Raw genomic sequence first — 23,578 nt, 5'->3', positions numbered from 1 at the left:
CCAGTTACCTCTTCTCAGGCCGCCGCGAAGGCGGGTTCGGCATACGCGACGGCAAGCTCGCCGCCGTCCACCGTGACGCTGATGGTGCCGTCCGGTTTGATCTCGCCGCGCAACAGTGCACGGCCGATCTTGGTTTCGACCTCGTGTGCGATGTATCGGCGCAGCGGCCGCGCACCGTAGACAGGGTCGAACCCGTGTTCGGCGATCAGTCGGCGTGCCTCCGGCGTGATTTCCAGGTGTATCTGTCTCTCCGACAACCTGTTTCGAAGGTCGGTGAGTTGCAGTTCCACTATGTACTCGATCTGGGGCAGGGTGAGTGGGGAGAACAGCACGATGTCGTCGACCCGGTTGAGGAATTCGGGGCGGAAATGCCCGCGCAGTTCTGCCATCACCCGTTCCCTGGCGTCCGGCTTGATTTCGCCGTCGGCTGTGACCCCGTCGAGGAGATGCTGGGATCCGATGTTGGAGGTCATGATGATCACCGTGTTCCGGAAATCGACTTGCCTCCCTTGAGAATCGGTGATCCGGCCGTCGTCGAGCACCTGCAGCAGGGTATTGAAGACGTCGGCGTGGGCCTTCTCGATCTCGTCGAAGAGCACCACGGAGTACGGCTTACGCCGCACCGCCTCGGTGAGCTGGCCACCTTCGTCGTACCCGACGTATCCGGGAGGTGCACCGATGAGCCGACTCACCGTGTGCCGTTCCTGGTACTCGCTCATATCGAGGCGCACCATGTTGTCTTCACTGTCGAATAGGGCGCTGGCCAATGTCTTTGCAAGCTCGGTCTTTCCGACGCCCGTCGGGCCCAGGAAAATGAACGAACCGATCGGTCGACGAGGATCACGGATACCGGACCTCGCCCGGATCACAGCGTCCGCGACCAGTTGCACCGCCTCGTCCTGACCGACGACCCGCTCGTGCAGGATCTCGTCGAGCTTCAACAACTTCTCCCGCTCACCTTCTTGCAGCCGGGCGACCGGGATACCCGTCCATGCGGCCACGATCTCTGCGATCTCGTCTTCGGTGACCACTTCACGCAGCAACGGATTTCGGCCTTGTCTGGTGGCCAGTTGCTCCTCCGCCGCCTCGAGCCGGCGTTCGAGCTCGGTGATCTCGCCGTATCGCAACTCGGCTGCCCGATTGAGGTCGTAGTTGCGTTCGGCGGCCTCGGCCTCGACGCGCAACCGTTCCAAATCTCCTCGCAGTTCTTGCACCCGCCGGATCGCCTGCCGCTCCGCCTCCCATTGAGCGTGCCGGGCGTCTGCCTCGGCCCGCAGGTCGGCCAGCTCCTTGCGCAATTCTTCGAGGCGCGCTTTGCTGGCCGCGTCCGTTTCCTTGGACAGTGCGGCCTCTTCGATCTCCAGACGGGTCACCTTCCGGGTGAGCTCGTCGAGTTCGGCAGGCATCGAATCGATTTCGGTGCGGAGCCGAGCGCATGCCTCGTCTACGAGATCGATCGCCTTGTCCGGAAGGAAGCGGTCGGTGATGTACCGGTGCGAGAGGGTCACGGCGGCCACCAATGCACCGTCTTGAATTTTCACGCCATGGAACACCTCGAGGCGTTCTCGAAGTCCGCGCAGAATCGAGATCGCATCCTCGGCACTGGGCTCGTCGACGAGAACGGTCTGGAATCGACGCTCCAGTGCCGCATCGGATTCGATGTGCTTGCGATACTCGTCGAGAGTGGTGGCACCGATCATGTGCAGTTCGCCGCGTGCGAGCATCGGTTTGAGCATGTTGCCGGCATCGAGAGACCCCTCGCCGCCGACCGAGCCCGCTCCGACCACGGTATGCAACTCGTCGACGAACAACAGGATGCGCCCCTCGGCAGCCTTCACCTCGGACAGCACGGCCTGCAGTCGCTCCTCGAACTCGCCGCGGTACTTCGCACCGGCCACCAGAGAACCCATGTCGAGCGAGAAGATCGTCTTGTCGCGTAGGCCCTCGGGCACGTCGCCGCGGACGATCCGCTGGGCGAGACCCTCGACAATCGCAGTCTTACCTACACCGGGGTCGCCGATCAGCACCGGGTTGTTCTTCGTTTTCCGGCTCAAGATCTGAGTTACCCTGCGTATCTCGGCATCCCGGCCGATGACCGGATCGAGTTTGCCTGCCCGTCCCTCGGAGACGAGGTCGCGCCCGTACTTCTCCAATGCCTCGTACGCCCCCTCCGGGGTTGCCGACGTGACACGCTGATTGCCGCGCACCTTCGTCAGCGCTGTGAGGAAGGCGTCCCGTGTGACCCCGTGACTGGCGAGGACCCGCCCGGCCGCGCTGGCCGATCCTTCCTCGGAGAGGGCCATCACAAGATGCTCCACCGACACGTAGGAATCCTTGAGTCTCTTCGCCTCCCGCTCTGCGGCATCGAGCAGCTTGGCCAGACGCTGGGTGATCATCACCTGACCGGGGGTCGCGCCGGGGCCGCTGACCTTCGGCCTACGCGACAGTTCACGATCCAGATCGGATCGAAGTGCTTCGACATTCGCGCCGGCCTGTTCGAGCAGTCGGGGCACCAACCCATCCTGCTGATCGACCAATGCGAGCAGCAGGTGCTCTCCGTCGACTTCGGTGTGGCCCATTCTGGTCGCAACATTCTGGGCTTCCTGCAAGGCTTCTCGTGACTTTTCGGTCAAGCTGCCGGTGTCCATGAGGATGTCCTCCTTCTGCGGGCCGCTGTTTCGAGTCTTTCGATTCGATCCAGCAGATCGAGCACGAGCCCGATTGCCGAGTAGTTGAGACCCAGACCCGTCCGCAGTCGTTGGATGCGTGCGGCGTGGGTCACTTCGGATGGGTCGAACGACATCTCTCCGCCGGCGTAGCGGTGGGCGTCGAGCAGTCCGAGAGCCACGAGTTTTCGTGTCAGATCCGGGTGCAGGCCAGTACGTTCGGCGAAGGCGTCCGGCGACAATCCGGTACGGCGAACCAATACGTACTGAGTGATCGGCGTTGAGGTGCTCATGTCTCTTTCCTCGGATTGAAGTTCGATTCGGCGCCCAACTGCTCGAACAGTTCGCGTTCACGTGCTGTCGGTTTCGACGGAACCATCACCTTGATTTCGGCGTAGAGGTTGCCGTTGGCACCGCGCGGATTCGGCATTCCCTCTCCGCGCAGGCGCAGCTTCCTACCAGTCGAAGAGCCAGGCACCACTTTGACTTTCGCCTCTCCGCCCGGTGTGGGAACGACGACTGTCGACCCGAGAACCGCCTCCCATGGCGATACGGGCAGATCGACGTAGATGTCCCGACCCTGCACGCGGAACCGTGAATGCGGTTTGATCCGCACCACGAGGTACAGATCCCCAGGCGGCGCGTCACCGTTGCCTCGGCCTCCTTGCCCGGCCAACCGGATTCGCTGGCCGTCCAGGACGCCGGCTGGAATGTCGACGTCATACTGCCGTCCGTCCAGTCTGAGAGTGCGTTTTCCGCCCTGATAGGCCTCTTCCAGCGCCAGTTCGAGTTCGGCCTCCTGATCGGCGCCGGGAATCGGTCCGAACCCACCGCCTCCGCCGAACATCTGCCCGAAGAGGTCTTCGAAGTCGACGGCACCCTCACCACCGACACCGTGGCCGAAGTGCACCCGTCTCCCGCCACCGCCGTACCCGGCGGCGTTTGCCCGCACCCGTTCGTCGTAATCCTCGGGTACATGCCGGAAGTCGTCACCGAATCGGTCATAGCGTTTCCGGGTGTCCGGGTCGGACAACACCTGATAGGCCTCGTTGACCTCCTTGAACCTGTCCTCCGCAGTGGGATCCTTGTTCACATCGGGGTGGTACTTGCGGGCCAGCTTGCGGTACGCCTGCTGAATTTCGTCGGTGCCGGCGCCCTTCGGTACGCCGAGTACTTCGTAGTAGTCACGGGCCATCGGTGCTCACCCCTCTGGGCGGCTGACGACCACCGCGGCGGGCCGCAACTGTCGCCCGTCCTCTCCATAACCCGGGCGCAAGACCTCGACCACGGTCCCGGACGGAAGGTCGGGTCGGGTTACCACACTGACCACTTCGTGGAGTTCCGGGGAGAACGGCACACCGGCCTCGTCGTGGCGCTCGAAGCCGAGTCGTGAGAGCACCTGTACCGCCTGGTCCCGGATCGCCTTCACACCTTCGACGACGGCCTGCGGATCGCTGCCTGCGTGTGCAAGCGCAAGCTCCAAGTTGTCCAGTATCGGCAGCCACGCCGCCGAAACCTTCGCTACTTCCGCGGCGCGTTCACGGTCCAGATCTTTGGCGTATCGCTTGCGCAGGTTGTCCAGATCTGCGACGGCCCTGCGCCAACGGTCCTCGAGTTGAGACAGCTCGTCTGCCGTCTCGGCGCGATCGGACTCGGTCTTGCTTTGATCCGTGTCGGCGCTGTTGGTAGTCGGCTCAGTCGTCGAATGATCTGCAGACATTTCCATCGTGCGCCTCAGCTTCGATCGAATTCGGCGTCGATCACGTCGCCGTCATCCGACGACGCAGCATCAGCGCCGCCTGCTTGGCCGTCGTCCGACTGGTCCGGCACAAGTCCGTAGAGCAGCTGTTGCAGCTCCGAGGTGAGTGGCTGAACCTCCGCGGGTGAAGCGCCGTCCTGCACGGCCTTTCGGGCGTCGGCAACCAGCATCTCGGCCCGCGCCTTCTCATGCGGCGGGGCACTGTCACCGAGTTCGGCGAGTCGCCGCTCCACTTGATACGCAACCGAATCGAGCCCGTTGCGCGCGTCGACCGCCTTGCGCAGCGCCTCGTCCTCACCCCGGTTCCGTTCGGCCTCCGCCAACATGCGCTCGACCTCACCCTGATCAAGGTTGCCCTGTTCACTGATCGTGATGCTCTGTTCCTTGCCGGTATCCTTGTCGCGAGCGGTGACGTTCAGGATGCCGTTGGCGTCGATGTCGAAAATGACTTCCACCTGGGCCTCGCCACGTGGCGCGGGGCGGATGTCTTCCAGCCGGAACCGGCCCAGCACCCGGTTGTCGGCCGCACGTTCGCGTTCGCCCTGCAACACCACGACGTCCACGGCGGACTGATTGTCTTCCGCCGTGGAGAACACTTCGCTGCGCCGTGCCGGGATCGTCGTGTTCCGCTCGATGATCTTCGTCATCACCCCGCCCTGCGTCTCGACGCCGAGGGACAGTGGGGTGACATCGAGTAACAACACATCGGAAACCTCGCCTTTGAGCACGCCTGCCTGGACTGCGGCTCCGAGGGCAACGACCTCGTCCGGGTTGACGCCCATGTGGGGGTCCTTGCCGCCGGTCAGCCGGCGAACCAGCGCCTGTACAGCCGGGATACGTGTCGAACCGCCGACCAGTATCACTTCGTCGATGTCGTTGGCGGCGACCTTGGCGTCACTCATGGCCTGCTTCACCGGGCCGAGGCACCGTTCCACCAGATCGGCAGTCAAATCATCGAACTTCGATCGCATGATCGTAGTGGTGAGATGTTTGGGACCATTCGCGTCAGCGGTGACGAAAGGCAGGTTTACCTGGGCCTGGGTCACCGAGGACAGCTCAACCTTTGCCTTCTCCGCGGCTTCGAACAGTCGTTGCAACGCCTGCGCATCCTTACGCAGATCGATGTTCTCCGCGCGCTGGAATTCGTCGGCGAGGTAGTCCACCACGCGTCGATCGAAGTCGTCGCCGCCCAAGTGGGAGTCGCCGGCCGTGGAACGAACCTCGACTACCCCCTCTCCGACGTCCAGCAGGCTCACATCGAAGGTTCCGCCGCCGAGGTCGAAGACCAGTACGGTTTCGTGGGTCTGTTTGTCCATGCCGTACGCGAGTGCCGCAGCGGTCGGTTCGTTGATAATCCGCAAAACCTCGAGGCCTGCGATACGGCCGGCGTCCTTGGTGGCGTTTCGTTGCGCGTCGTTGAAGTAGGCAGGAACGGTGATGACCGCTTCCTTCACCTTCTCACCGAGGAACTTGCTCGCGTCGTCGACGAGCTTGCGCAGCACGAGAGCGCTGATCTCCTCTGGTGCGTATTTCTTGCCGCGCACGTCGAAGCGGGCCTCACCGTTGTCACCCGCTACGACGTCGAAGCTGACCGCTTTGGCTTCCTCGGAGATCTCGTCGTAGTGACGTCCGATGAAGCGTTTCGCCGAGTAGATCGTGCCCTTCGGATTCAAGATCGCCTGCCGTCGGGCAAGCTGGCCCACCAGACGCTCACCGTTCTCGGTGAACGCCACCACCGAAGGCGTCGTCCGTGCTCCCTCCACATTGGAGATCACCACCGGCTCGCCGCCTTGCCAGCTTGCGATGACCGAGTTGGTTGTGCCCAAGTCGATGCCTACAGCAGTTGTCATGACTCAATTCCTTTCGATCGGCCCGGCCGTTGAGCAAGTGCGATTCCGCCCGCAACTTCGCTCGATGTCGGCAAGGACTTCGTAGTTCCCTGGTTTTGGCGAGTGGATTGGGTGAAGTCACGGAGACCGAGCAGGGCGCCGATAACGGCGCCCGACACCAATCCGTGGATGGCGGGCGTGAGGCTCGAGAGCGGCCGAGGGTAAGGGTTTCCGCCACTGTGCTTTGACATCACGCCCCTCAGCGTTGATGTTGTGGGGTTCGCCGGGCCTGTGTGTACTGACAGGGCCCGACCGCCGGTCAACCGGTTGAGCTCACGAACCACCCAGCCATGATGAGTCTTTTCGTCCACCTAAAGGGCGTCAACAACATTCGCCTGATGGGCGGGGCGCAACGGGGCAGTGGCGACCACACCTGCCCTTGATCGAAGATGCCCGCCGGAACCCGATCGAAGCGGCCATCGCATGAAACTCCGAGTATCGGCTTCGACACGAAAACTCGAGTGTCGGCCGCTACTGCGGTACGTCCACACTACCGCGGCGCATGCAAAAGGAGAACTCCCTTTGCGAAAGATCGTCACAGTCAGTGAACAGCAGCTCCGTTGAACCCGGACGAGATTCATTGTAGTTCTATCGAATCGCCTTGTGACAGAAAGGTAATGAGCCACTACTGGCCGGTTCCAATTGGTTGCGAGTAGGTGGCGAACACCCGCGTGCTGCACGGTTCAACGTCCCGTTCTGTGGCTGGTCAACAGACCGCTCAGGCGGGAGCTATTGCAATTCAACATGTTTCGGCCACCGTCACTACGGGACTTACGTGGTTCTCGTCTATTCCTGTGCTGCATCCTTTGGCAGGATTTCTATCGAGGGGTCGGTTTGCTCTCGCCCCCGTGGTGGCGCAGGTGTGCCAGGTCTGGCCGTGGTTGTGTTCGTCTCGGCTCGGAGCCGCCTCAGGGATGCAGTACGACTTTGGTCCAACCGTCGTCGTGAGCGTCGAAATGCTGGTAGCCGGATTCGGTTTCGCCGAGCGGGCTTGGCCGGCGTCAATTCACCTGACGCGCGGATGAAACAGAGCTCACAGCGCCGCCACGGCCGCCTCGGCGACGGTCTTGTCCTGCTCCCCGGTGCCGCCGCTGACGCCGACAGCGCCCACGACTTGGCCGTTGTGCCGCAGAGGCACACCGCCTGTGAAGATCATGATGTGTCCGCCGTTGGAGGCGTGTATCCCGTAGAACTGCTCGCCCGGGCCCGCGTTGGCCGCGAGGTCCTCGGTCGAGACGTCTAATGCCCGCGCGGTGAACGCCTTGTTGATCGAAATGTCGATGCTGGCGATCCAGGCACCGTCCATTCGCACGTGAGCCACGAGGTTGCCGCCGGCATCGACCACCGCAATGTTCGACGGCGACTCGATCTCGGTGGCTTTGGCCTGTCCTGCGGCGATGACCCGCTGCGCATCGTCGAGGGACACCGAGGTCTGGTTCACGGTCATGACGCACCTGCCCCGAGCTTCGCGAACTGCTCGACGATGGCCTGACGGAACGCAGGAAGGTCGTCGGGCGAGCGGCTCGAGATCAGGTTCCCGTCGATCGCGACCTGTTCGTCTACGACTTCTACTCCTCCGGCCCCGTCGGCAGTCGATATCGCTATCTGCTTGCCCTGCAGTGGAATTGGCATCGTTGTGCTCCTCTCGGTTCTGGCCGTGTCAGGGATGCAGGACGACTTTGGTCCAGCCGTCGTCGCGAGCGTCGAAGTGCTGGTAGCCGGATTCGGCTTCGGCGAGCGGGAGTTCGTGGGAGATGATCCAGGAGGGCTTTGCCCGGTCTTCGTGGATGAGGTCGCGCAGTTGCCGGTTGTAGTGTTTGACGTTCGCTTGTCCGGTGCCGATCTTCTGGCCCTTGAACCAGAATTTGCCCATGTCGAAGGCGATCTTGCCGTTGCGCTCGAGTTCGTCGGGGCCGTTCTGGTCCTGGGGAAGGAAGATGCCGACCACCCCGATGTGGCCGGTGAAGCGCACCGAATCCACGAGCCGGTTCATCGTCATGGCGGCGTCCTCGTGGCCTTGCGGGTCGTGTGCCTGATAGCCGACGCACTCGCACCCCTTGTCTGCGCCTTTCCCGTTGGTTTGCTCGAGGACCTGCTCGACGGGGTCGCCCTTCGAGTCGTCGATGGGGACGACGCCGATCTCTTCGGCCAGGCGTAGCCGGTCGGGGTGGCGGTCGACGATCATCACCTTGCTCGCTCCCTGGATCATCGCCGAATACGCGGCCATCAAACCGACTGGGCCAGCGCCGTAGACCACCATCGAATCGCCGGGTTGCATGTCGGCCAGGCGGGTGCAATGCCATCCGGTGGGAAAGATGTCCGACAGCATCACGTAGTCGGTTTCCTTGTCCTGGGCATCCTCGGGCAGTCGCAGACAGTTGAAGTCGCCGAACGGCACTCGCAGATATTCCGCCTGTCCGCCCCAGAACGGGCCCATCCCCGCGAAACCGAATGCAGCGCCGGCCATCTTCGGATCGGGGTGCACCGTCAGGCAGAATGCGGTCAACCCTTCCTCGCAGTTTCGGCAGAAGCCGCAGCCGATGTTGAACGGCAAGCACACTCGATCCCCTGGCGATACTTTGACCACTGCATTGCCGACTTCGGCGACGATGCCCAAGTTTTCGTGACCGAGGACCATTCCGGGCTCCAGATCGGTGCGGCCTTCGTACATGTGTAGATCCGACCCGCAGATGTTGGTGCTCGTGATCTTCACCAGCACATCTGTCGGATTCTCGATCCGCGCATCGGGCACGTCCTTGACGTGGACCTCTCGAGGCCCGTCGTATACTAGCGCTTTCATCGCGGCACTCCCTTGTCTTGTAGCTGCGGCTTTCCGGTTGATCTCGTCGGCCGCAGGCGTCCACGCGTGAGCGTCCGACCGAATGAATCGTGCTGTTCGGGGAAGGTCCACGGCGCGCAGAAGTGAAGACCGCACCAAAATGTCGGCGCACCAACATTTTTCCTGCCATCGACGCAACTGCGGCTGCATCCAGGTATCGCATTCCCTCACCATGGAGTCTCCTCCTTCGGCTCCACGATCGCTAGGGGGTTGGGATCGGTTTCCTCGAACGGTGGGTTTGGGTACCTTCCATTAACCGATGGATGGTGTGATGCTTGACAGTGTTCACCACCTCGAAGAGGAGATCCGATATGGCCACCAAGGCGCTGCTGGTCCGACTTGAAGCGAAGCCCGGCAAGGAAGAAGCGGTCGAGGAATTCCTCCGATCTGCACTGCCGCTCGTCGAGCAGGAGCCCGGCACGAAACCCTGGTTCGCGGTGCGGTTCGGGCCCTCGTCGTTCGGCATCATCGACGCATTCCCGGACCAAGCTGCCCGCGAGACACATCTCAATGGTCCGGTCGGCAAGGCCCTCGGCGAACGCGCCGACGAACTCTTCGCTGCGCCGCCCGAAATCAGCTACCTCGACGTTCTCGCTGAAAAAGTCTGAACAACCGACTGGAAAATGTCTTGTCGATGGCGGTCACATTCGGTTGTGAATACAGTTGTGCCACAGCCATACCCGAATCACGGTAGCTTTGCCGGCGTGCGCGGCTGTGGCGTACTGTCCGTCGCTCGCTTCCACCCAGGTATCGGTAGATCACGAGCAGGGCACTCAGTCGAGCCAACTCGCTACCCGTGTAGGAAGAGCATTTCAAACTCGTTTCATTGCAAAGTGTTTCGAGTTTGAGGTGACCTGCCTGGAGTGAAGTAGGACTCCTTGTTCTTGGAGGAGGGCTTAGTGGAGCACCATGGATCATCGAGCAAGGACGATTGGTGCTAGTCCTGTTGGAAAGATGGTCATAGACGATGGCAAAGGTGAGGTCGGATGGATTCACCATCACCGTGCGCCGGTCACCGACCTGGGGTAGCACGTTACTTTTGGGTGCCTCGCAGTCAGCGTCGAACGTGTCCAAACCCGGGCCGCTGATACGGACGGTCAGTTCGGCGGTGTCTTGGCCCTCGTTGAGGTCCCGGATGCGGTTGACGGCGAAAATTTCTGCAGTCGCTGCGATACCGACGGCCCGGAATCGCTTTCCTCCCAGCGCCATCCATAGGTACTGACTGCAAGCCCGATTCCGATCGGGAAGGTGAAGACTCCCCACTACACGGCCGGTCGATCGAGTACGTCATCATCCCGGCGGCGAAACCGATGAGTTCGACCTGCCGCGGTTTGTCCGTGTTCTTGTTGGACAAACCGACACCCTGAGTGAGGGGGTGGTTTTCGGGTGGCTGTTTCAGGATTGAAAAGCGGTGATGCCGCGTCCCCGTGTGGTTGGCGTCGGAGCGGTGTGAGCCCGGATTGCCGTGGACTGAATATTGTTGCAGTCGTTAGCTGTTCGCCGTTTGATGCGATCTCGTTGTGTGCGGTTTTGTTGGTTGCCGACCATATCATGTTGCCGTTGTTGCAAAGCGCCAGTAGGTGTTTGTTGGCATCAACGATGGCTGATGTTGGAAACGACATGGACGATCTCCGCTGGCAAAGTATGTAAGGGGTGGTTGGTGCCCCTTGGAGCGCTCGGAATGCTCGTGGGAAGTCGCGGCCACACCTGTTGCCACAGAACCATGGCGATAGGTCACCTGTCGGGTCGGTGCCTGGTGCTGGAAAGGTTCGAACCTAGTCAACAGTTTCCGTCGGCAGTCACTCCCGGTCCTCGACACACTGGTGAATCCTGACACCCCGTGCCTCGTTCGTAGCTCCGTTGCTAACGGTTTCATCCCGTCGAGTCCAGGGAGAGGGGCAGTGTTGACCGACTGCTGGTGGATTGTTCTCAGCTGTCGAAAAGGCCATCTTTGCCCGGAATTTCAGCGCCAACTGTCGCGTAGTTTTTCGAAAGTCGCAGGTTGATCTGACAAATAGATCGGAATCTACAGCCGCCATCGCCTGAAGGTTGGACAAGAATCGGTCATGGTGGGATTCGGGGCGAGCACCAGCGATTATGTCGATGTTGGGCGGCTGCCGAGCGGTTACGGTGTTTGTCGAATCAGTCTCGGAGCCCGACGAACATCCGGCCACGACAAGTGCGACCGTAGCGAGAATCGCAACAGAAAGGATGGGTACGCGGCGACTGTCACGCTGGACTCCGTTTCCTCGGTTTCGCGAAACTTACCAGGACAACCGGCTCTCAGAATTCACTCTGAGCCACGAGATGCCTGTTTTCGATACCTTCCGCCAGAGAGTGAGCCCGGGAACGCGCGTTGGTGAGCAGCGCACTGCGGGGCGGCAAACTGAAGGGGCGGCAGCACCAGCTCACCCGAGAAGACATAGATCCCTTGCGATTTTAGAGACCGGCCAGCCATGAACCGAAGTTTCATCAGGTCGATCACCACGAGTAACACTCAGTGCCAGCATCTTTCGAACGCACCCAGCTCGACGATTCCGGTGTCACTGCAAAGCCGAGAGAACCGTGTCGACCCGCCCACGGAGTGGGCCGTCAAGCTCGACAACTACCAGGGAGTCACACACCTGCATCGGATCGGCGTACACCAAATCCAGCAACGCGTCGTTCACCGCGCGCTGCAGCTCCGGCATCCCCACCGCAGGCAACTTCTGCACTGTTTCGACGGTAATCGGCACCACAACCAGCACGTCGAGAGTACGTAGCGCGGACCTCACAATCGCCGCCTCGACTTCTGCCTCCGGATCGACACCACACGCCGACAAGTACGCCAGGAAGTCGAGCGGCGTGCGATCGAATACAACACCAGAAGAAGGTGTAGTCAGCAATCGCAGTGAACGACGAAGCTGCGCACGGTAATCATCAGCCGAGGGCGGAAACTCGAACTCGCGCCCCTCCTCTTCGAGCACGAAATACGGTTCATCGACCCGAATGTGCCCCGCGAGGCGGCCACACAACTCGTCGACCAGCGTGCTCTTGCCGGTCCCGTGCGGGCCGGATACTCCAATACGCATTAGTGGGACCCTCTCGAAGAAAGTTACGGAACTACTTGTCAGTTGAGCACCCGTCGACCGTCGGCTCGATACCGACCCCTGGATGCCCCGACCCGTCGACAATTCTCGTTGCACCTCGGTCGAGTCGTACTGAGGGTATCGAGGTGAGATCGGATCACCGTGGTGATCTGCTCGGAGTCGGTGGGCATCTTCGACGACTGCCTGCCCTCGGTAGTGGGATCTGCTGAACTGATCGTGCATCCCGAGAGCAGCAGTGCTGCAAGGGCTCCGCCGAGGAGGATCGATTCCACCGATCGCCGGCGGTAGTGGTTTATGGGTGGATTCACCGAAACTCCTTTATTCGTGAACATGTTGCGCCCGGAAAGTCATCCAGCCGGCGGCCAGAAGACAAACGCGGCGGACAGCAGAGCAAGGCTGAGGACCGCGGTGGCATTGGCGGTGCGAACAAAGACGTACTGCTCCGCATCCTCTGCGCCGAGACACAGCGGGGTCAGCTGCAAGGCCAGCGACAACATCCCGGTACCGAGCGCGCCGAGGGCGAACAATTGTCGAGAATCCATCAGCGGTATCCAATCCCGTTGCAGTCCAAAGGAACAACGAGCTGGTCACATGCGCGAACGTAGACTCGGCGAGAGTTCTCCGCACCAGCGGCCGAACTCCTGAACCGAGGATGCAGTCGAGAAGCTGCAGGGGGAGATTTCAGCATCTGGTGAGGACTCCCCGGCGAAATGCGACACAAAACGTCGCTACTTCAGGTGGTTGGGCCGAATCGCAATCCGCGGAGCAGTCGGCGGTAGGAGAAGCGGTCGTCCCAAATGCGAAGCAGGCCGTTTGCGAATGTGTAGTGGCCGTCTACGTCGAGGTGCATGGCAAACCATCCGATGCGGATGATCTCTCGTCGCCGGGAGGACACGGTGTTGTGGTCGGTGGTCATCGTGAGCACTTCCACGACCTCGTACCTGGTGATCAGGCGAGAGACGATCGTGAGCGCCAGTTCGACGCGTTTGCTTCCACGCACGCTGGGCAGGCCGGTATTGCGCCATTCGATGTCGGGATCGACGAGTGCGCGCACGGCATCGGCGTCCATTTCTTCCAGTGCGATCAGCAGGTCCACCACCCGCGATGTCAGTTGATCGTCGTTCAACAGGTACTCCGGTTGTCTGGAATTGTGTTTTCTCATCGGTGGATTCATGTGGTGACCGTCAGGCAGGGACTGTTGCTCCGCGAAACGCACAGGAGCATCTTGCCGGCGGCGCGCTCGGCTGGGCTCAACGAATTGTCACGATGATCGACGTCGCCGTCGCTGACGTGGACCATGCAGGTGCCGCAGAAGCCCTGACGACATGAATAGGGGGCTTTCGGGTTCACACGCAGCACCGCGTCCAGTGCGGTCTGGTCGGCGGCGACATCGATGACCTGACCGGTGCGAGCCAGTTGGATGCGGAAGGGTCGTCCATCGACGACCGGTGCGGCGGAGAAGCGTTCGGCGTGCACTTCCACACCGGGCTCGTTGCGCACACTAGCTGTGATCGCGTCTATCATCGGGACGGGACCGCAACAGTAGATCGCGTCGCCGCTGCGCACATTCGGCGGGAGAAGATCGTTCGCTGCGGGTAGGCCGTATTCGTCGTCGGTGCGGATGGTGACCCGATCACCAAACGGCGACAATTCCTCGAGGAACGGTAGTGTGCGGCGCTCGCGACCGACGTACATCAGCGACCAATCCAGGCCCATGCGCTCCGCCTCGCGGACCATCGGCAGTATCGGTGTGATGCCGATGCCACCCGCCACGAAGTGAACGCGCTTCGCGCGCTCGATTCGCCCGGGTTCGACGAACCCGAATGCGTTGCGTGGACCGCGAACGCCGACGACGGTACCGACTGGCAACTCGTCGTGCACCTCGTTCGATCCGCCGCCACCATCAGGAATCCGGCGTACCGCGATCCGGTAGCAGCGTCGATCGGCGGGATCGCCGCACAGCGAGTACTGACGTATCCGTCCCGAGGGCAGGTACAGGTCGAGGTGTGCCCCGGGATACCACCGTTCGAGGTCGCTGCCGTCAGATGCTCGCAGTTCGATACTGACCACGTCGTTGTCGGTGGCCACCGTCGTGCGCTCCGACACCGTGAGCGTTGTCTTGTACTCGTCGATCCGGTTTTCCGGTGGCTCGTCGCGATGAATCAAGACCGCCAACTTGACCTGCGTGGAGACCAGGACATCCAGAATGCGCAGAATCGAGTCGCGGCGCTTGCCGCGACGTAGGTCGACCGGGATCTCGCGGGGGGCCGGCCACCGCTGTGTGAGCTCGGGCGCGTTGGGTGTCATGTGTTGACCCGCTTGGCCGCTGGCGATTGCGCGACGTAGGCGAGGGCCTGGGCGGTGGACCCCACACTGTCGGGGTGAAATCCCGGCACGAACGTCGACACACCGCTCCAGAACCATTTCGATACACCAGGCACCAGTCCGCGGCGTCCGGCGCGGACGAATTCCAGTAGCAATCGTGGATAACCGATGTTCGGCGTGTTGGGGTCGTTGCGACTCAGATACATCGCAGCACGGAGCAACCACCCCAAAAAGATTGGCCACGTGATGATCATGGAGATACAGCGGCGAAAGTAGCCGACTCCGAAGTACGTGGCGACCTCGTGTGCCACGGCACGATGCTCGACCTCTTCGGCCCCATGCCACCGATAGAGGTCAAGCATCTGCGGATCCGCGCCGAATTTCTCCAAGTCCGCGTTCAACGCCCAGTCGCCCACGAACGCGAACATATGCTCCGAAGACGCGCAAATCCCGAGACGCTCGATCAGACGCTGCCGGACGGCCTGCGGATCGGGGTCGTCACCGACGCCCAAAGTTCTACGGAAGAAATACTGCATCTGGCGGTTGAACGGGGCCGGGTCGATCCCGTGCCGTGTGAACACCTGATTCATGACCTCGTCATGCGCCTCTGCGTGCAGCAGTTCTTGACCCATGAAACCGAGCATGTCCTCGCGAAGCTTCTCGTCGTGCACGTCCGGGAGGGCCTGCTCGAAGGCCTGGATCATCATCCGTTCGCCCTCCGGGATGACGAGGTTCATCGAGCTGAGGAGGTATGAGGCGATCGGCTCGTTCGGCAACCACACCAAAGGCGCTTTCTCCCAGTCGAAATCGACTCGCCGCGGACGGATCGCTACCCGGCCGGGCGGTGCGATCGGACTCTGTGTCAGTCCACTCGTAATTCGCATGACCACTCCTCGTTCATAAGTACGTAGCAGTACTTATGAATGAGCATGGCGATCTACCCTTGGCTTGTCAACACCGGACTACGAGGTCGGGCGAGAGATCCAGTACCCGTTCAAGGAAGGACATGATCGGCGCATGAAGATTCATGTACGAATTCGACCCGTCAACCACCTGGCGGTAGAACAACTCGTTGCAACCGCCGATCGCCGCGAGAAACACTTCACGCCCCGGGGCTTCTGAAGACTTGGACGAGTAGCCGACGAGCAATGCATCGGCGAGCAGTTCCACGTACTCGTTGCGCTTCGCCACCCCGGCCGGGCCGGCCACAGGTAGGTCCACCACCCAGGCTCGCACGAACTCCGGTTCGGACGAACACGTCTCGAGATACTTCTCGATGACAGCCGAAAGCTGTTCGTGTAGAGATAAATTGGCGGTCGAGCTTTGTATCGAGGTGATGTTGGAGACGATCACCTCGATGCCGGCGTCGATCGCCGCGATCAAGCACGCTTCTTTGCTCTCGAACTGCTTGTAGAAAGCTTGGCGAGACACCCTGGCACGCCCGACGACATCGGCGATCGTGGTCGAGGCGATCCCCTTCTCCGCCGTCGACGAGATCACCGCACGCAGAATGCGATCGCGTTGCGCGTCTTGGACCTCGTCCACAGCCAGTCGGCCGCGGCCACGCGGCAACCCGGGGAGGTCACGATCGAACGATCCAGCCAGCCTGCGCATACCGAAATCGTAGCCCGCCTGGCGCCATCGGTTCTCTCGCTCACCACGTCTGTGGACCAACAGCCATGCGAGTGGACCGATGTCGAGTGGAATTGCCCCCGTGGTGCTCTGAGGCAATTTCCCATCGCGACACGGTTGCGTCCAGTTCGTCGTTTCTCCGTGGTGGGGCTGCTCCCTGTGACGAGTCCAGCCGTGGTGCGGCGGAGGGCATCGAAAAGCCTCCTGCATCGACGAAGGCCGTCCGCTGTATTGCATGGTCGTGGAGTGTTGCCTCGTGGAGTGTGAGCACGGGTGTGACACAAGCGTTCAGGCCGTCGAAGACCTCGACCCAGGCGTCTCGATCGTGTGTGGCGAAGGTTCTGCCGAAGCGTTCGGACAAGTCGTCCCAGTTCGATTGGTCCCAGCGATTCGGCAACGAGGCGGGATCCAATCCGAGTCCGAACACGAAGCGGTCGTAGTACACGTCTTCGAGGGCCCCTACCGCCATGTACCTGTGGTCTGCGCACTCGTACGCGCGGTAGAACGGGGCAGATCCGTCGAGGAGGTTGGTTCCACGACGGGCTGACCAGCGGCCGGCATGCTGCCACGATCGGACGAGCGCAGTCAACGAACTGGCGCCGTCGACCATCGCTGTATCCACCACCTGGCCTCGGCCAGTGCGTTCTCTTTCGTGCAGCGCGGCAAGTACTCCGACGAGCAGGAACATCGATCCGCCGCCGAAGTTCCCGACGTAGTTCAGCGGCGGTGACGGCGGCCCGGAAGCCGGTCCGAGCTGTTCGAGCGCGCCCGAAAGCGCAAGGTAGTTCAGGTCGTGCCCGGCTTCTCGGGCCATCGGTCCCTTCTGGCCCCAGCCACTCATTCGGCCGTAGATCAGCCCCGGATTGTCCTGCAGGCAGATCTCGGAGCCCAGGCCGAGCTTCTCCATCGTGCCGGGCCGAGAGCCCTCCATCAGGACGTCCGCTCGGCCGATCAGCCTGCGCACCTTGGCGAGATCTTCGGTCTTGGTCAGATCTGCAGTGAGTTCGGTCCGCCCTCGGAGCATCCCCGCATTCGCATCGTCGATTCCGTCATCTGCTCCCATCGAGATGGGGCGCACGATGCGCACGACATCGGCGCCAAGATCTGCCAACATCAGACCGGCGTGCAGTAGCGGCCCTATGGCCTCCATTTCAATGACCCGGATACCCGACAGCGGCCCGCCGTGCACTCCGCCGGTGGCTTCGTCCTGCATGATCACCCTCGCGCGGTCGGAGTCGGGACCGACTCGGAGCGTGCCGGCTCGGTACGAAAATCTGCCGGGTCGACTCGGTAGGTCATGGCCCAGTAGTCGTTGATCCGCCATGGAAGGACCGATACGACGCGACCGTCCGGGTTTCGGTACCAGTTCTCCATTGCCGGATGGGTCCAGACCATCTGTGCGTGCTGTCGGTCGACGGCCTCGTTGTATCGATCGTTGACCTCGGCCCGGCACTCCATCGCGCCGAGGTTTTCCGATTGCATCAACTTCAAGGCATCCATGATGTAGCGGACCTGACATTCCAGGATCGTGATGAAGCTCCCCCCATGTCCCAGGCCGGTGTTCGGTCCGGTCATGACGAAGAAATTGGGGAAGTCAGGAACTGTGATTCCCAGGTAGGCGCGCGCGTCGTGCTCGCCCCAGATTTCTCCGGTGGACCGGCCGGATCGACCGACGATGTCCATCGGGTAAAGAACGCGCACACTGTGGAAACCCGTCGCCATGACAATGACGTCCAGCTGGTGCTCGACGCCGTTCGTGTCGACGAGTCCAGAAGGTGTCAGGGCGTCGACTCCGTGGGGCACCAGTGTGACGTCGGGCTTACGAAGCATCGTGAACCAGCCATTGTCCAGCAGCATTCGCTTACCAAAGGGCGGATAGTCCGGAAGAGATGCCTCGATCAGATCTGTTCGATCACCCAGCTGATCGCGGAGATAGCGTTCGTAGAACTTGCGATGACCATGGTTGGTCGCATTGATCGAGGCGCTCGGCTCTGGCCAGTCGGGGTCGACCTGGAGGGACGAGTACACCTTGTCGTTGAAGATCCACGACAGACGCGCCCGGTACCACTCGCGATAGCCGGGGATGTTGTCCATCAGCCAGTGGACGCCGTCGTCGATGGTCGTGAAGTAGTCGTCGTTCGGTGCGATCCACTGTGGTGAGCGCTGGAAGATCGTCAGCGATCCGACACGATCCGCGATGGCCGGGCCGATCTGCATAGCACTGGCTCCGGTACCGACGATGCCCACTCGCTTTCCGCGGAGCGACTCGGGATCGTCGAGCTCGTTCGGCCACTCGGCGGAGTGGAAGAGGCGACCACGGAAGGTCTCGATTCCCGGTAGATGCGGGATCTTGGGACGATTGAGCAGACCGACCGCGCTGATCAGGATGGGAGCCTCGAGGGTCTCCGGCGCCTCACCTGGTCGCTGGACGGACACACGCCAACTCTGTTTCGACTCCTCGAACTCGGCGCGCGTCACCTCATGGCGGAAGCGGACATTGCGCCGGATGTCGTTGGCCTCCGCAAAGTCCTCGAGATATCCCTGAACCTCGTCGCGCTTGCCGAAGTGGGTCGACCAGTTACGAGGGAACGACGAGATCGAGTAAAGGTGGCTCGGTGTATCAACTCCGGCGCCCGGATAGCGGTTCTCCCACCATGATCCGCCGACGTCGTCGTTCTTCTCCAGGATCACGTGAGGGATTCCAGCGCGGGTGAGCTCGACGGAGGCCAGCATCCCCGCGATGCCGGCTCCGATCACGATGGCGTGGAGTCGCTCGTCGCACTTGGTGGTGGCAGGCTTGATCTGCGGACCATTGACTATCTCCGCCATCATCGGCGCGAAGTCCGGCGGCACGGTCTCGCTGCAGGTGAAGTTGAGGATTCGCTCGACTTCCGAGCTGTCCAGCGTCCGCCGGGACGGCTCGTCCAGCGTCCACCAGCGTTCCACTGCGTCGATCAACGCGCTCCGGATTTCGGACTGAACGTCCTCCGGAAGTCCTCCCGTGGAGTTGTCATCCATGCCCCGACTGCGCGTGGGTTGATAGCGGGGTGCCACCCACCGCTCATCGGCGGTCAGCTCCAGCAACACGGCGAGCATGGTCGGAACGTTGCCCTGTAACACCGCCGAACGCAGGTGGTCACGGTCCAGGTCAGTGACGATAGTCATGTCATGCAGGCTAACAGCCGTTAGCGACACAACCAAGTGTGATTTCGATATTCCCATTGTTGCTTGGAAACTCTGCTTGACCCGCGTGGATGCCGATGACAGTATGAGCCACATCATACTAACCGCGGTAAGCATTCAGGAAGTTGAGGAACCATGGATCTGTCGACAAGTGTCGAATCGGATGCCACTGATGTGCGACGGAGTTCAGGTCCGCTTGTCCGATCCCTCACAGCGACCCAGTCGTCACCGCTAGGGCGAGCGACGTTGGGCGACCAGCTACGCCGCCACTCGCAGAGTCGATACTCGAAGCCGGCGATCGTGTCGTATGCCCCAGGTGGTCGACGCACCGTGACCACCTACGGTGCGCTCAATCAGGATGCCAACCGGGCATCCCATATGTTCCTCGGACTCGGTGTTTCCCGCGGTGACCGGGTCGCCGTGATGGCCCGCAATCGCGTGGAGTCGATCGTCGCCTACTACGGTGCTCTCAAAATAGGGGCGGTGTACTCCGGCATCAATGTCCTTTTCGGACCGAACGAAGTGGCTCAACAGATCGGGCACCTCGAGCCCGCGGTTGTGGTCGTGGCCGCGGAATTCCTGCCATTACTGGAAGAAGCGCTGGCGGGACTCGGTACCCGCCCCGAAATCGTTGTTCTCGACAGCACGGACGAGTTCGGCGGTCACTGCTTCGATCAACTCCTCGCGTCCTCGTCGCCGACAGAGCCGGATTGCGATGTCGACGAGCACGATCTCGCAATGATTGTGTACACCAGTGGAACCGAGGCGGCTCCGAAGGGCGTCATGCTGCCGCATCGCAACTACCTGGTCTCCACCGCACCTGCGTACACATGGGGACTGCGATGCCTGGACGATGACGTCTGGCTCTACGTCATGCCATTCCACACTATTGCCGGAATCGGCTCCCTGACCTCGCTCCTGCTATTGGGAGCGACGCTCGTGCTCCCGGCCAGCCTCGCGCCTGCCGACGCTTTGCACATGATCAAAGCGGAGCAGATCACCGTCCTGGCTCAAACCCCGACGTTCTTCATCTCGCTCGCAGATCATCCTGACTTCGGTCCGGAGACTGTCGGGACCATCCAGCGCTGCCTGACCTATGGAGGTCAGGTCTCGCCGCGAACGGTGGACGCATGGCACCACGCGGCGCCCGCATCGGTGTGGGGCACCTACTGGGGTCAGTCCGAGTTGACGCAGTTGGGCTCCGTCGGCTGGTTCAAGCGACTCGAGGACATTCCCGATCAGGATCCGACCTGGATCGGCAAGCCTGTAGGCCATCTCGAGGTCAAGGTGGTCGATGCCGACGGAAATGAAGCAGAGCGAGGTGAACTCCTCTGTCGCACGCCGTCGGTGATGCTGGGTTACTACAAGGATCCCGAGAAGACCGCCGCTGTCCTCGACGGTGGTTGGGTCCACACCGGCGACATCGTACGTCGCGATTCGGAGGGCAACATGTTCTTCCTCGATCGCAGCAAGGACATGATCAAGACGGGCGGCTACAACGTGTCCTCGCAGGAGGTCGAGCGCGTACTACAAGCCCACCCCGAGGTGTCGCGCGCCGCCGTCGTGGGACTTCCGGACGAATACTGGTCCGAGGCGGTCACAGGCTTCGTCATCGTCATAGACGGCAGCGACCTCACCGGCCAGGAGTTGCGAGACCACTGCAAGACCGTGCTCGCAGGCTATAAGGTTCCAAAGGCGATCAAGATTGTGGATGAGCTGCCCACGGACCCTCAGGGGAAGCTGCTCAAGAGAGAACTACGCCGCCTGTATGCAAAGGACTGAAACGCTGAACATCGATCCTGCCAGCAGCGCGACACCCGGATCCGGTCGACCACGGCTTGAAGGGCTTCCAAGCAGACGTGACGACATACTGGCCGCGGCGGCCGAATACTTCGCTGATCAGGGCTACCACTCGGCAGGCATGCGTGGCATCGCAGATTCGGTGGGAATCAAGGGCGCGAGCCTCTACAACCACTTCACCTCGAAAGAGGAGATCCTCTACGCGATCGCGCTCAAGATGACCCGGGACCCGGTCGAGGAGCATCTACTTGTCCTCGACGAGACTGGAACTCCGGTCGAGCGACTCACCTCGCTGATCGATGTTCATCTGCGGTATTTGGCGATGAACAGGGTCGAGCATCTGGTAAGCCTACGAGAGATCTCGGCGCTTACCGACGAACACCGTATGAGGGTGCTCGAGTACCGCAAGTACTACCAGAGGCGTGTGCGCGATGTGATTGCTGCCGGGGTCCGCGCCGGAGAGTTCGAGATCGCCGACCCACAGCGTGCGGCTGTTGCGGTGCTCGACCTCATGAATGGCGTGAGCTGGTGGCTTCGAGACGACCACGATATCGAGGCGCTGGTGGCAACCTACGTGGATTACATCGTCGTCGGAATTCTCCGTCACCGTCCCGGAACGCAGAGTGGTAACGGCGGTACGCCCAGCTGACGGTTACGCCCGTTCAGCCCGAAAACAAGTGATCCCCCTCCACCCGACGTGGAGGGGGATCACTTGTTTTCGAGCTCGATCAGAGTGCCCGCCGCAACAAAGGAACCAAAGCATCCGGATTCGCGATGGGGTTCGGATTGGTCCCGCACCAGATGTCCTTGAACGTGTACGTAGCCAGACTGGGGAGGTCGTTTTCGGTCAGCCCGACTTCTCCCAGCGATCTCGGCATGCCGAGCCGCCGGATGAGCGAGTCCGCCAACTCGTGTGCGGGCGTTTGCGGCGCACCCAAGGACGCACTGATCAGCGCCTGGCGATGCTCGTTGACTTCGCGGTTGTACTCGAGCGCGAAGGGCGCCATGACGCAGGAGGTGTACCCGTGTGGGACGTTGAACGAACCGCCGAGTGCATGCCCGACGGCATGGCTGACGCCCATGTCGAGGCCTGCGACGATCGCGACCATTGACGACCACGCACCGACCTGGCACATCAGCCGCGCATCCACGTCGTCGGTGTTCTCCTTCACTCGGACGAGTCCTTCGGAGAGCAGTCGTATGGCATTCATCGCCATCCCGTCGTAGTACCCGTTCGATTCGAGTGAGCCCAGGGTCTCGAAGGCGTGGTCCAGTGCGCGAACCCCGGTCGACAGCCACAGCCACTCCGGAGTGTGCAGCGTGAGTGCAGGATCGAGGATGACAGCCTTCGGGGTCATCGCCGGATGCAAGTAACCCTCTTTGACGTTGCTCGTCTCATCCGTCGACCCGGCCAACGCGTTGAACTCACCTCCCGCCAGGGTCGTGGGCGCCACCACTACCGGGATCTTCGGGGCGGAGAAGGTGGGGGCGGTCACCGATGTGTCGGGATTGACCTGCAGGTGGTAGGCGTCCATTTGCGATGCCTCGCGAACTCCGTGCTCCAGAGTGATTGCAAGGATCTTCGCCAGGTCCGTCGCCGATCCGCCGCCCACGCACAACAGCATGTCCGGATCGGCGTCGGCAGCAACTCGGGTGGCAGCAATGACGTCTTCGCGCGGTACATGAGGTCGAACCGCATCGAACAGTCCCACGAATCGATCACCCAATGCCTCGATCACCCGAGCGATCTCGTCGGTCTGCGAGTTGAGCGTCCCGCTACATACGACGAAGACTCGGTTCGCCCCGAGCAACTCTGCTTCCTGGGCCGCGGCCTCCGCGACCGGAGCGCCAATGCGGACTCTCTCCATGGACGGCAGAGAGACAAGTGATGACTGCACGGCAATACCATCTTTCTTTCTTGATCCTCAATCCACCACGACGTCGTCAAGAGCGCTCAGCTCTCGCTCGGTCTGTTCAGGAGTGGGATAGAGCGTGGATCCGGCGCTGGGAAATGTCTCGCACCCCGTCGCAGGCTAACAGTGGTTACCCTATAGGAGATTTGTGGCGCACGCCACAATCGTTTGTCTTTTGGCCAGCGGAACCAGAGGGCGAGGTTAGTCCGTGGGCGTCAATACTGACTTGATCTGCAGTTTTTCAGAAATCCTCATGGCTCTCGGCGGCGCGCCGTTGCATCTCCAGTGGAGGGCGAGAATCGGTTACGGTGGATTCGATCCCCAAAAGGTCGAATTACCTAACCGCCGATTGCCTAATTTCGGGAACAGCTGCGTGATGACGCCTGGGTTGAGTACTGGGGCTGTAGCCATCACTGGCACTCTGGTGACGGACGCCGAATCCAGTGCGCACCCTTCCCGGCACTCAGGTGAATGGTGTCGACG

General features: G+C 61.6%; 20 protein-coding genes and 1 pseudogene. 3 read left to right on the top strand and 18 right to left on the bottom strand.

The features are described 5' to 3' along the window. Positions 1 to 14: 14 nt before the first annotated feature. The 8 genes and pseudogenes from clpB to RhoBH5_RS10990 form a co-directional block, all read right to left on the bottom strand. On the bottom strand, positions 15 to 2,648 hold the full coding sequence (gene clpB / locus RhoBH5_RS11025) for an ATP-dependent chaperone ClpB (protein ID WP_054188357.1): 2,634 nt from the start codon (positions 2,646 to 2,648) through the stop codon (positions 15 to 17). Further along, entirely contained in the window at positions 2,630 to 2,959 is a 330-nt protein-coding gene (locus RhoBH5_RS11020) for a chaperone modulator CbpM (RefSeq protein ID WP_270008278.1), read from the bottom strand. The genes clpB and RhoBH5_RS11020 overlap by 19 nt, the downstream gene beginning before the upstream one ends. Beyond that, positions 2,956 to 3,861: a DnaJ C-terminal domain-containing protein gene (locus RhoBH5_RS11015; RefSeq protein WP_007735552.1), complete on the bottom strand. Its 906-nt coding sequence runs from the start codon at positions 3,859 to 3,861 to the stop codon at positions 2,956 to 2,958. Before RhoBH5_RS11015 ends, RhoBH5_RS11020 begins: the two co-directional genes overlap by 4 nt. A 6-nt stretch (positions 3,862 to 3,867) precedes the next feature. After that, positions 3,868 to 4,392 (bottom strand): nucleotide exchange factor GrpE, encoded by a 525-nt coding sequence (locus tag RhoBH5_RS11010; protein ID WP_007735553.1) that lies wholly within the window; start codon positions 4,390 to 4,392, stop codon positions 3,868 to 3,870. 8 nt (positions 4,393 to 4,400) lie between these two features. After that, complete coding sequence (dnaK, locus tag RhoBH5_RS11005) at positions 4,401 to 6,275, bottom strand: molecular chaperone DnaK (RefSeq protein ID WP_007735554.1); 1,875 nt, start codon at positions 6,273 to 6,275, stop codon at positions 4,401 to 4,403. Positions 6,276 to 7,347: 1,072 nt separating this feature from the next. After that, positions 7,348 to 7,761, bottom strand: a complete 414-nt coding sequence (locus tag RhoBH5_RS11000) for a GlcG/HbpS family heme-binding protein (protein ID WP_007735555.1) — start codon at positions 7,759 to 7,761, stop codon at positions 7,348 to 7,350. Beyond that, a pseudogene (locus RhoBH5_RS10995) lies at positions 7,758 to 7,889 on the bottom strand (DJ-1/PfpI family protein); the annotation flags it as partial. The pseudogene RhoBH5_RS10995 and the gene RhoBH5_RS11000, both read right to left, overlap by 4 nt. Before the next feature lie 85 nt (positions 7,890 to 7,974). Continuing rightward, a complete protein-coding gene (locus RhoBH5_RS10990; RefSeq protein WP_024487877.1) occupies positions 7,975 to 9,114 on the bottom strand; it encodes a glutathione-independent formaldehyde dehydrogenase in 1,140 nt (379 codons plus the stop codon). A gap of 350 nt (positions 9,115 to 9,464) precedes the next feature. Here RhoBH5_RS10990 and RhoBH5_RS10985 point away from each other — a divergent pair, with 350 nt between their 5' ends. Further along, a complete protein-coding gene (locus RhoBH5_RS10985) occupies positions 9,465 to 9,761 on the top strand; it encodes a putative quinol monooxygenase (RefSeq protein ID WP_020971354.1) in 297 nt (98 codons plus the stop codon). A gap of 1,935 nt (positions 9,762 to 11,696) precedes the next feature. Here RhoBH5_RS10985 and RhoBH5_RS10980 read toward each other — a convergent pair. From RhoBH5_RS10980 to RhoBH5_RS10940, 9 genes are all read right to left on the bottom strand, one after another. Beyond that, positions 11,697 to 12,224, bottom strand: a complete 528-nt coding sequence (locus RhoBH5_RS10980; RefSeq protein WP_042922064.1) for an AAA family ATPase — start codon at positions 12,222 to 12,224, stop codon at positions 11,697 to 11,699. A gap of 38 nt (positions 12,225 to 12,262) precedes the next feature. Beyond that, positions 12,263 to 12,550: a hypothetical protein gene (locus RhoBH5_RS10975; RefSeq protein WP_125052414.1), complete on the bottom strand. Its 288-nt coding sequence runs from the start codon at positions 12,548 to 12,550 to the stop codon at positions 12,263 to 12,265. Positions 12,551 to 12,589: 39 nt separating this feature from the next. Next, the gene (locus tag RhoBH5_RS10970; RefSeq protein WP_125052412.1) at positions 12,590 to 12,784 is read right to left on the bottom strand and encodes a hypothetical protein; all 195 of its coding nucleotides are present in this window, start codon (positions 12,782 to 12,784) and stop codon (positions 12,590 to 12,592) included. A gap of 191 nt (positions 12,785 to 12,975) precedes the next feature. Beyond that, the gene (locus RhoBH5_RS10965) at positions 12,976 to 13,404 is read right to left on the bottom strand and encodes a limonene-1,2-epoxide hydrolase family protein (protein ID WP_007735566.1); all 429 of its coding nucleotides are present in this window, start codon (positions 13,402 to 13,404) and stop codon (positions 12,976 to 12,978) included. Positions 13,405 to 13,412: 8 nt separating this feature from the next. Then, on the bottom strand, positions 13,413 to 14,549 hold the full coding sequence (locus RhoBH5_RS10960) for a PDR/VanB family oxidoreductase (RefSeq protein WP_270008277.1): 1,137 nt from the start codon (positions 14,547 to 14,549) through the stop codon (positions 13,413 to 13,415). Then, positions 14,546 to 15,451: a metal-dependent hydrolase gene (locus tag RhoBH5_RS10955; protein WP_270008276.1), complete on the bottom strand. Its 906-nt coding sequence runs from the start codon at positions 15,449 to 15,451 to the stop codon at positions 14,546 to 14,548. The genes RhoBH5_RS10960 and RhoBH5_RS10955 overlap by 4 nt, the downstream gene beginning before the upstream one ends. 67 nt (positions 15,452 to 15,518) lie before the next feature. After that, positions 15,519 to 16,181, bottom strand: coding sequence for a TetR/AcrR family transcriptional regulator (locus RhoBH5_RS10950; protein ID WP_270008275.1), 663 nt, complete (start codon positions 16,179 to 16,181; stop codon positions 15,519 to 15,521). Between the two features lie 40 nt (positions 16,182 to 16,221). Next, a complete protein-coding gene (locus tag RhoBH5_RS10945; RefSeq protein ID WP_042922113.1) occupies positions 16,222 to 17,412 on the bottom strand; it encodes a CaiB/BaiF CoA transferase family protein in 1,191 nt (396 codons plus the stop codon). A gap of 2 nt (positions 17,413 to 17,414) precedes the next feature. Next, entirely contained in the window at positions 17,415 to 19,364 is a 1,950-nt protein-coding gene (locus RhoBH5_RS10940; protein ID WP_270008274.1) for a flavin-containing monooxygenase, read from the bottom strand. A 153-nt stretch (positions 19,365 to 19,517) separates the two neighbouring features. Here RhoBH5_RS10940 and RhoBH5_RS10935 point away from each other — a divergent pair, with 153 nt between their 5' ends. Next, positions 19,518 to 21,164: a class I adenylate-forming enzyme family protein gene (locus RhoBH5_RS10935; protein ID WP_231782708.1), complete on the top strand. Its 1,647-nt coding sequence runs from the start codon at positions 19,518 to 19,520 to the stop codon at positions 21,162 to 21,164. Continuing rightward, positions 21,151 to 21,831: a TetR/AcrR family transcriptional regulator gene (locus tag RhoBH5_RS10930; RefSeq protein WP_007735574.1), complete on the top strand. Its 681-nt coding sequence runs from the start codon at positions 21,151 to 21,153 to the stop codon at positions 21,829 to 21,831. Before RhoBH5_RS10935 ends, RhoBH5_RS10930 begins: the two co-directional genes overlap by 14 nt. 79 nt (positions 21,832 to 21,910) lie before the next feature. Here the strand turns inward: RhoBH5_RS10930 and RhoBH5_RS10925 are convergent, their stop codons facing one another. Further along, positions 21,911 to 23,080, bottom strand: coding sequence for an iron-containing alcohol dehydrogenase (locus RhoBH5_RS10925; protein WP_024487884.1), 1,170 nt, complete (start codon positions 23,078 to 23,080; stop codon positions 21,911 to 21,913). Positions 23,081 to 23,578: the final 498 nt, after the last annotated feature.

The sequence above is a fragment of the Rhodococcus sp. BH5 genome, assembly GCF_027583855.1.
Taxonomy (GTDB): Bacteria; Actinomycetota; Actinomycetes; order Mycobacteriales; family Mycobacteriaceae; genus Rhodococcus_F; species Rhodococcus_F qingshengii.
The sequence above is the reverse complement of the archived record's forward strand: the minus strand, read 5'-3'. Positions and strand labels throughout refer to the sequence as shown.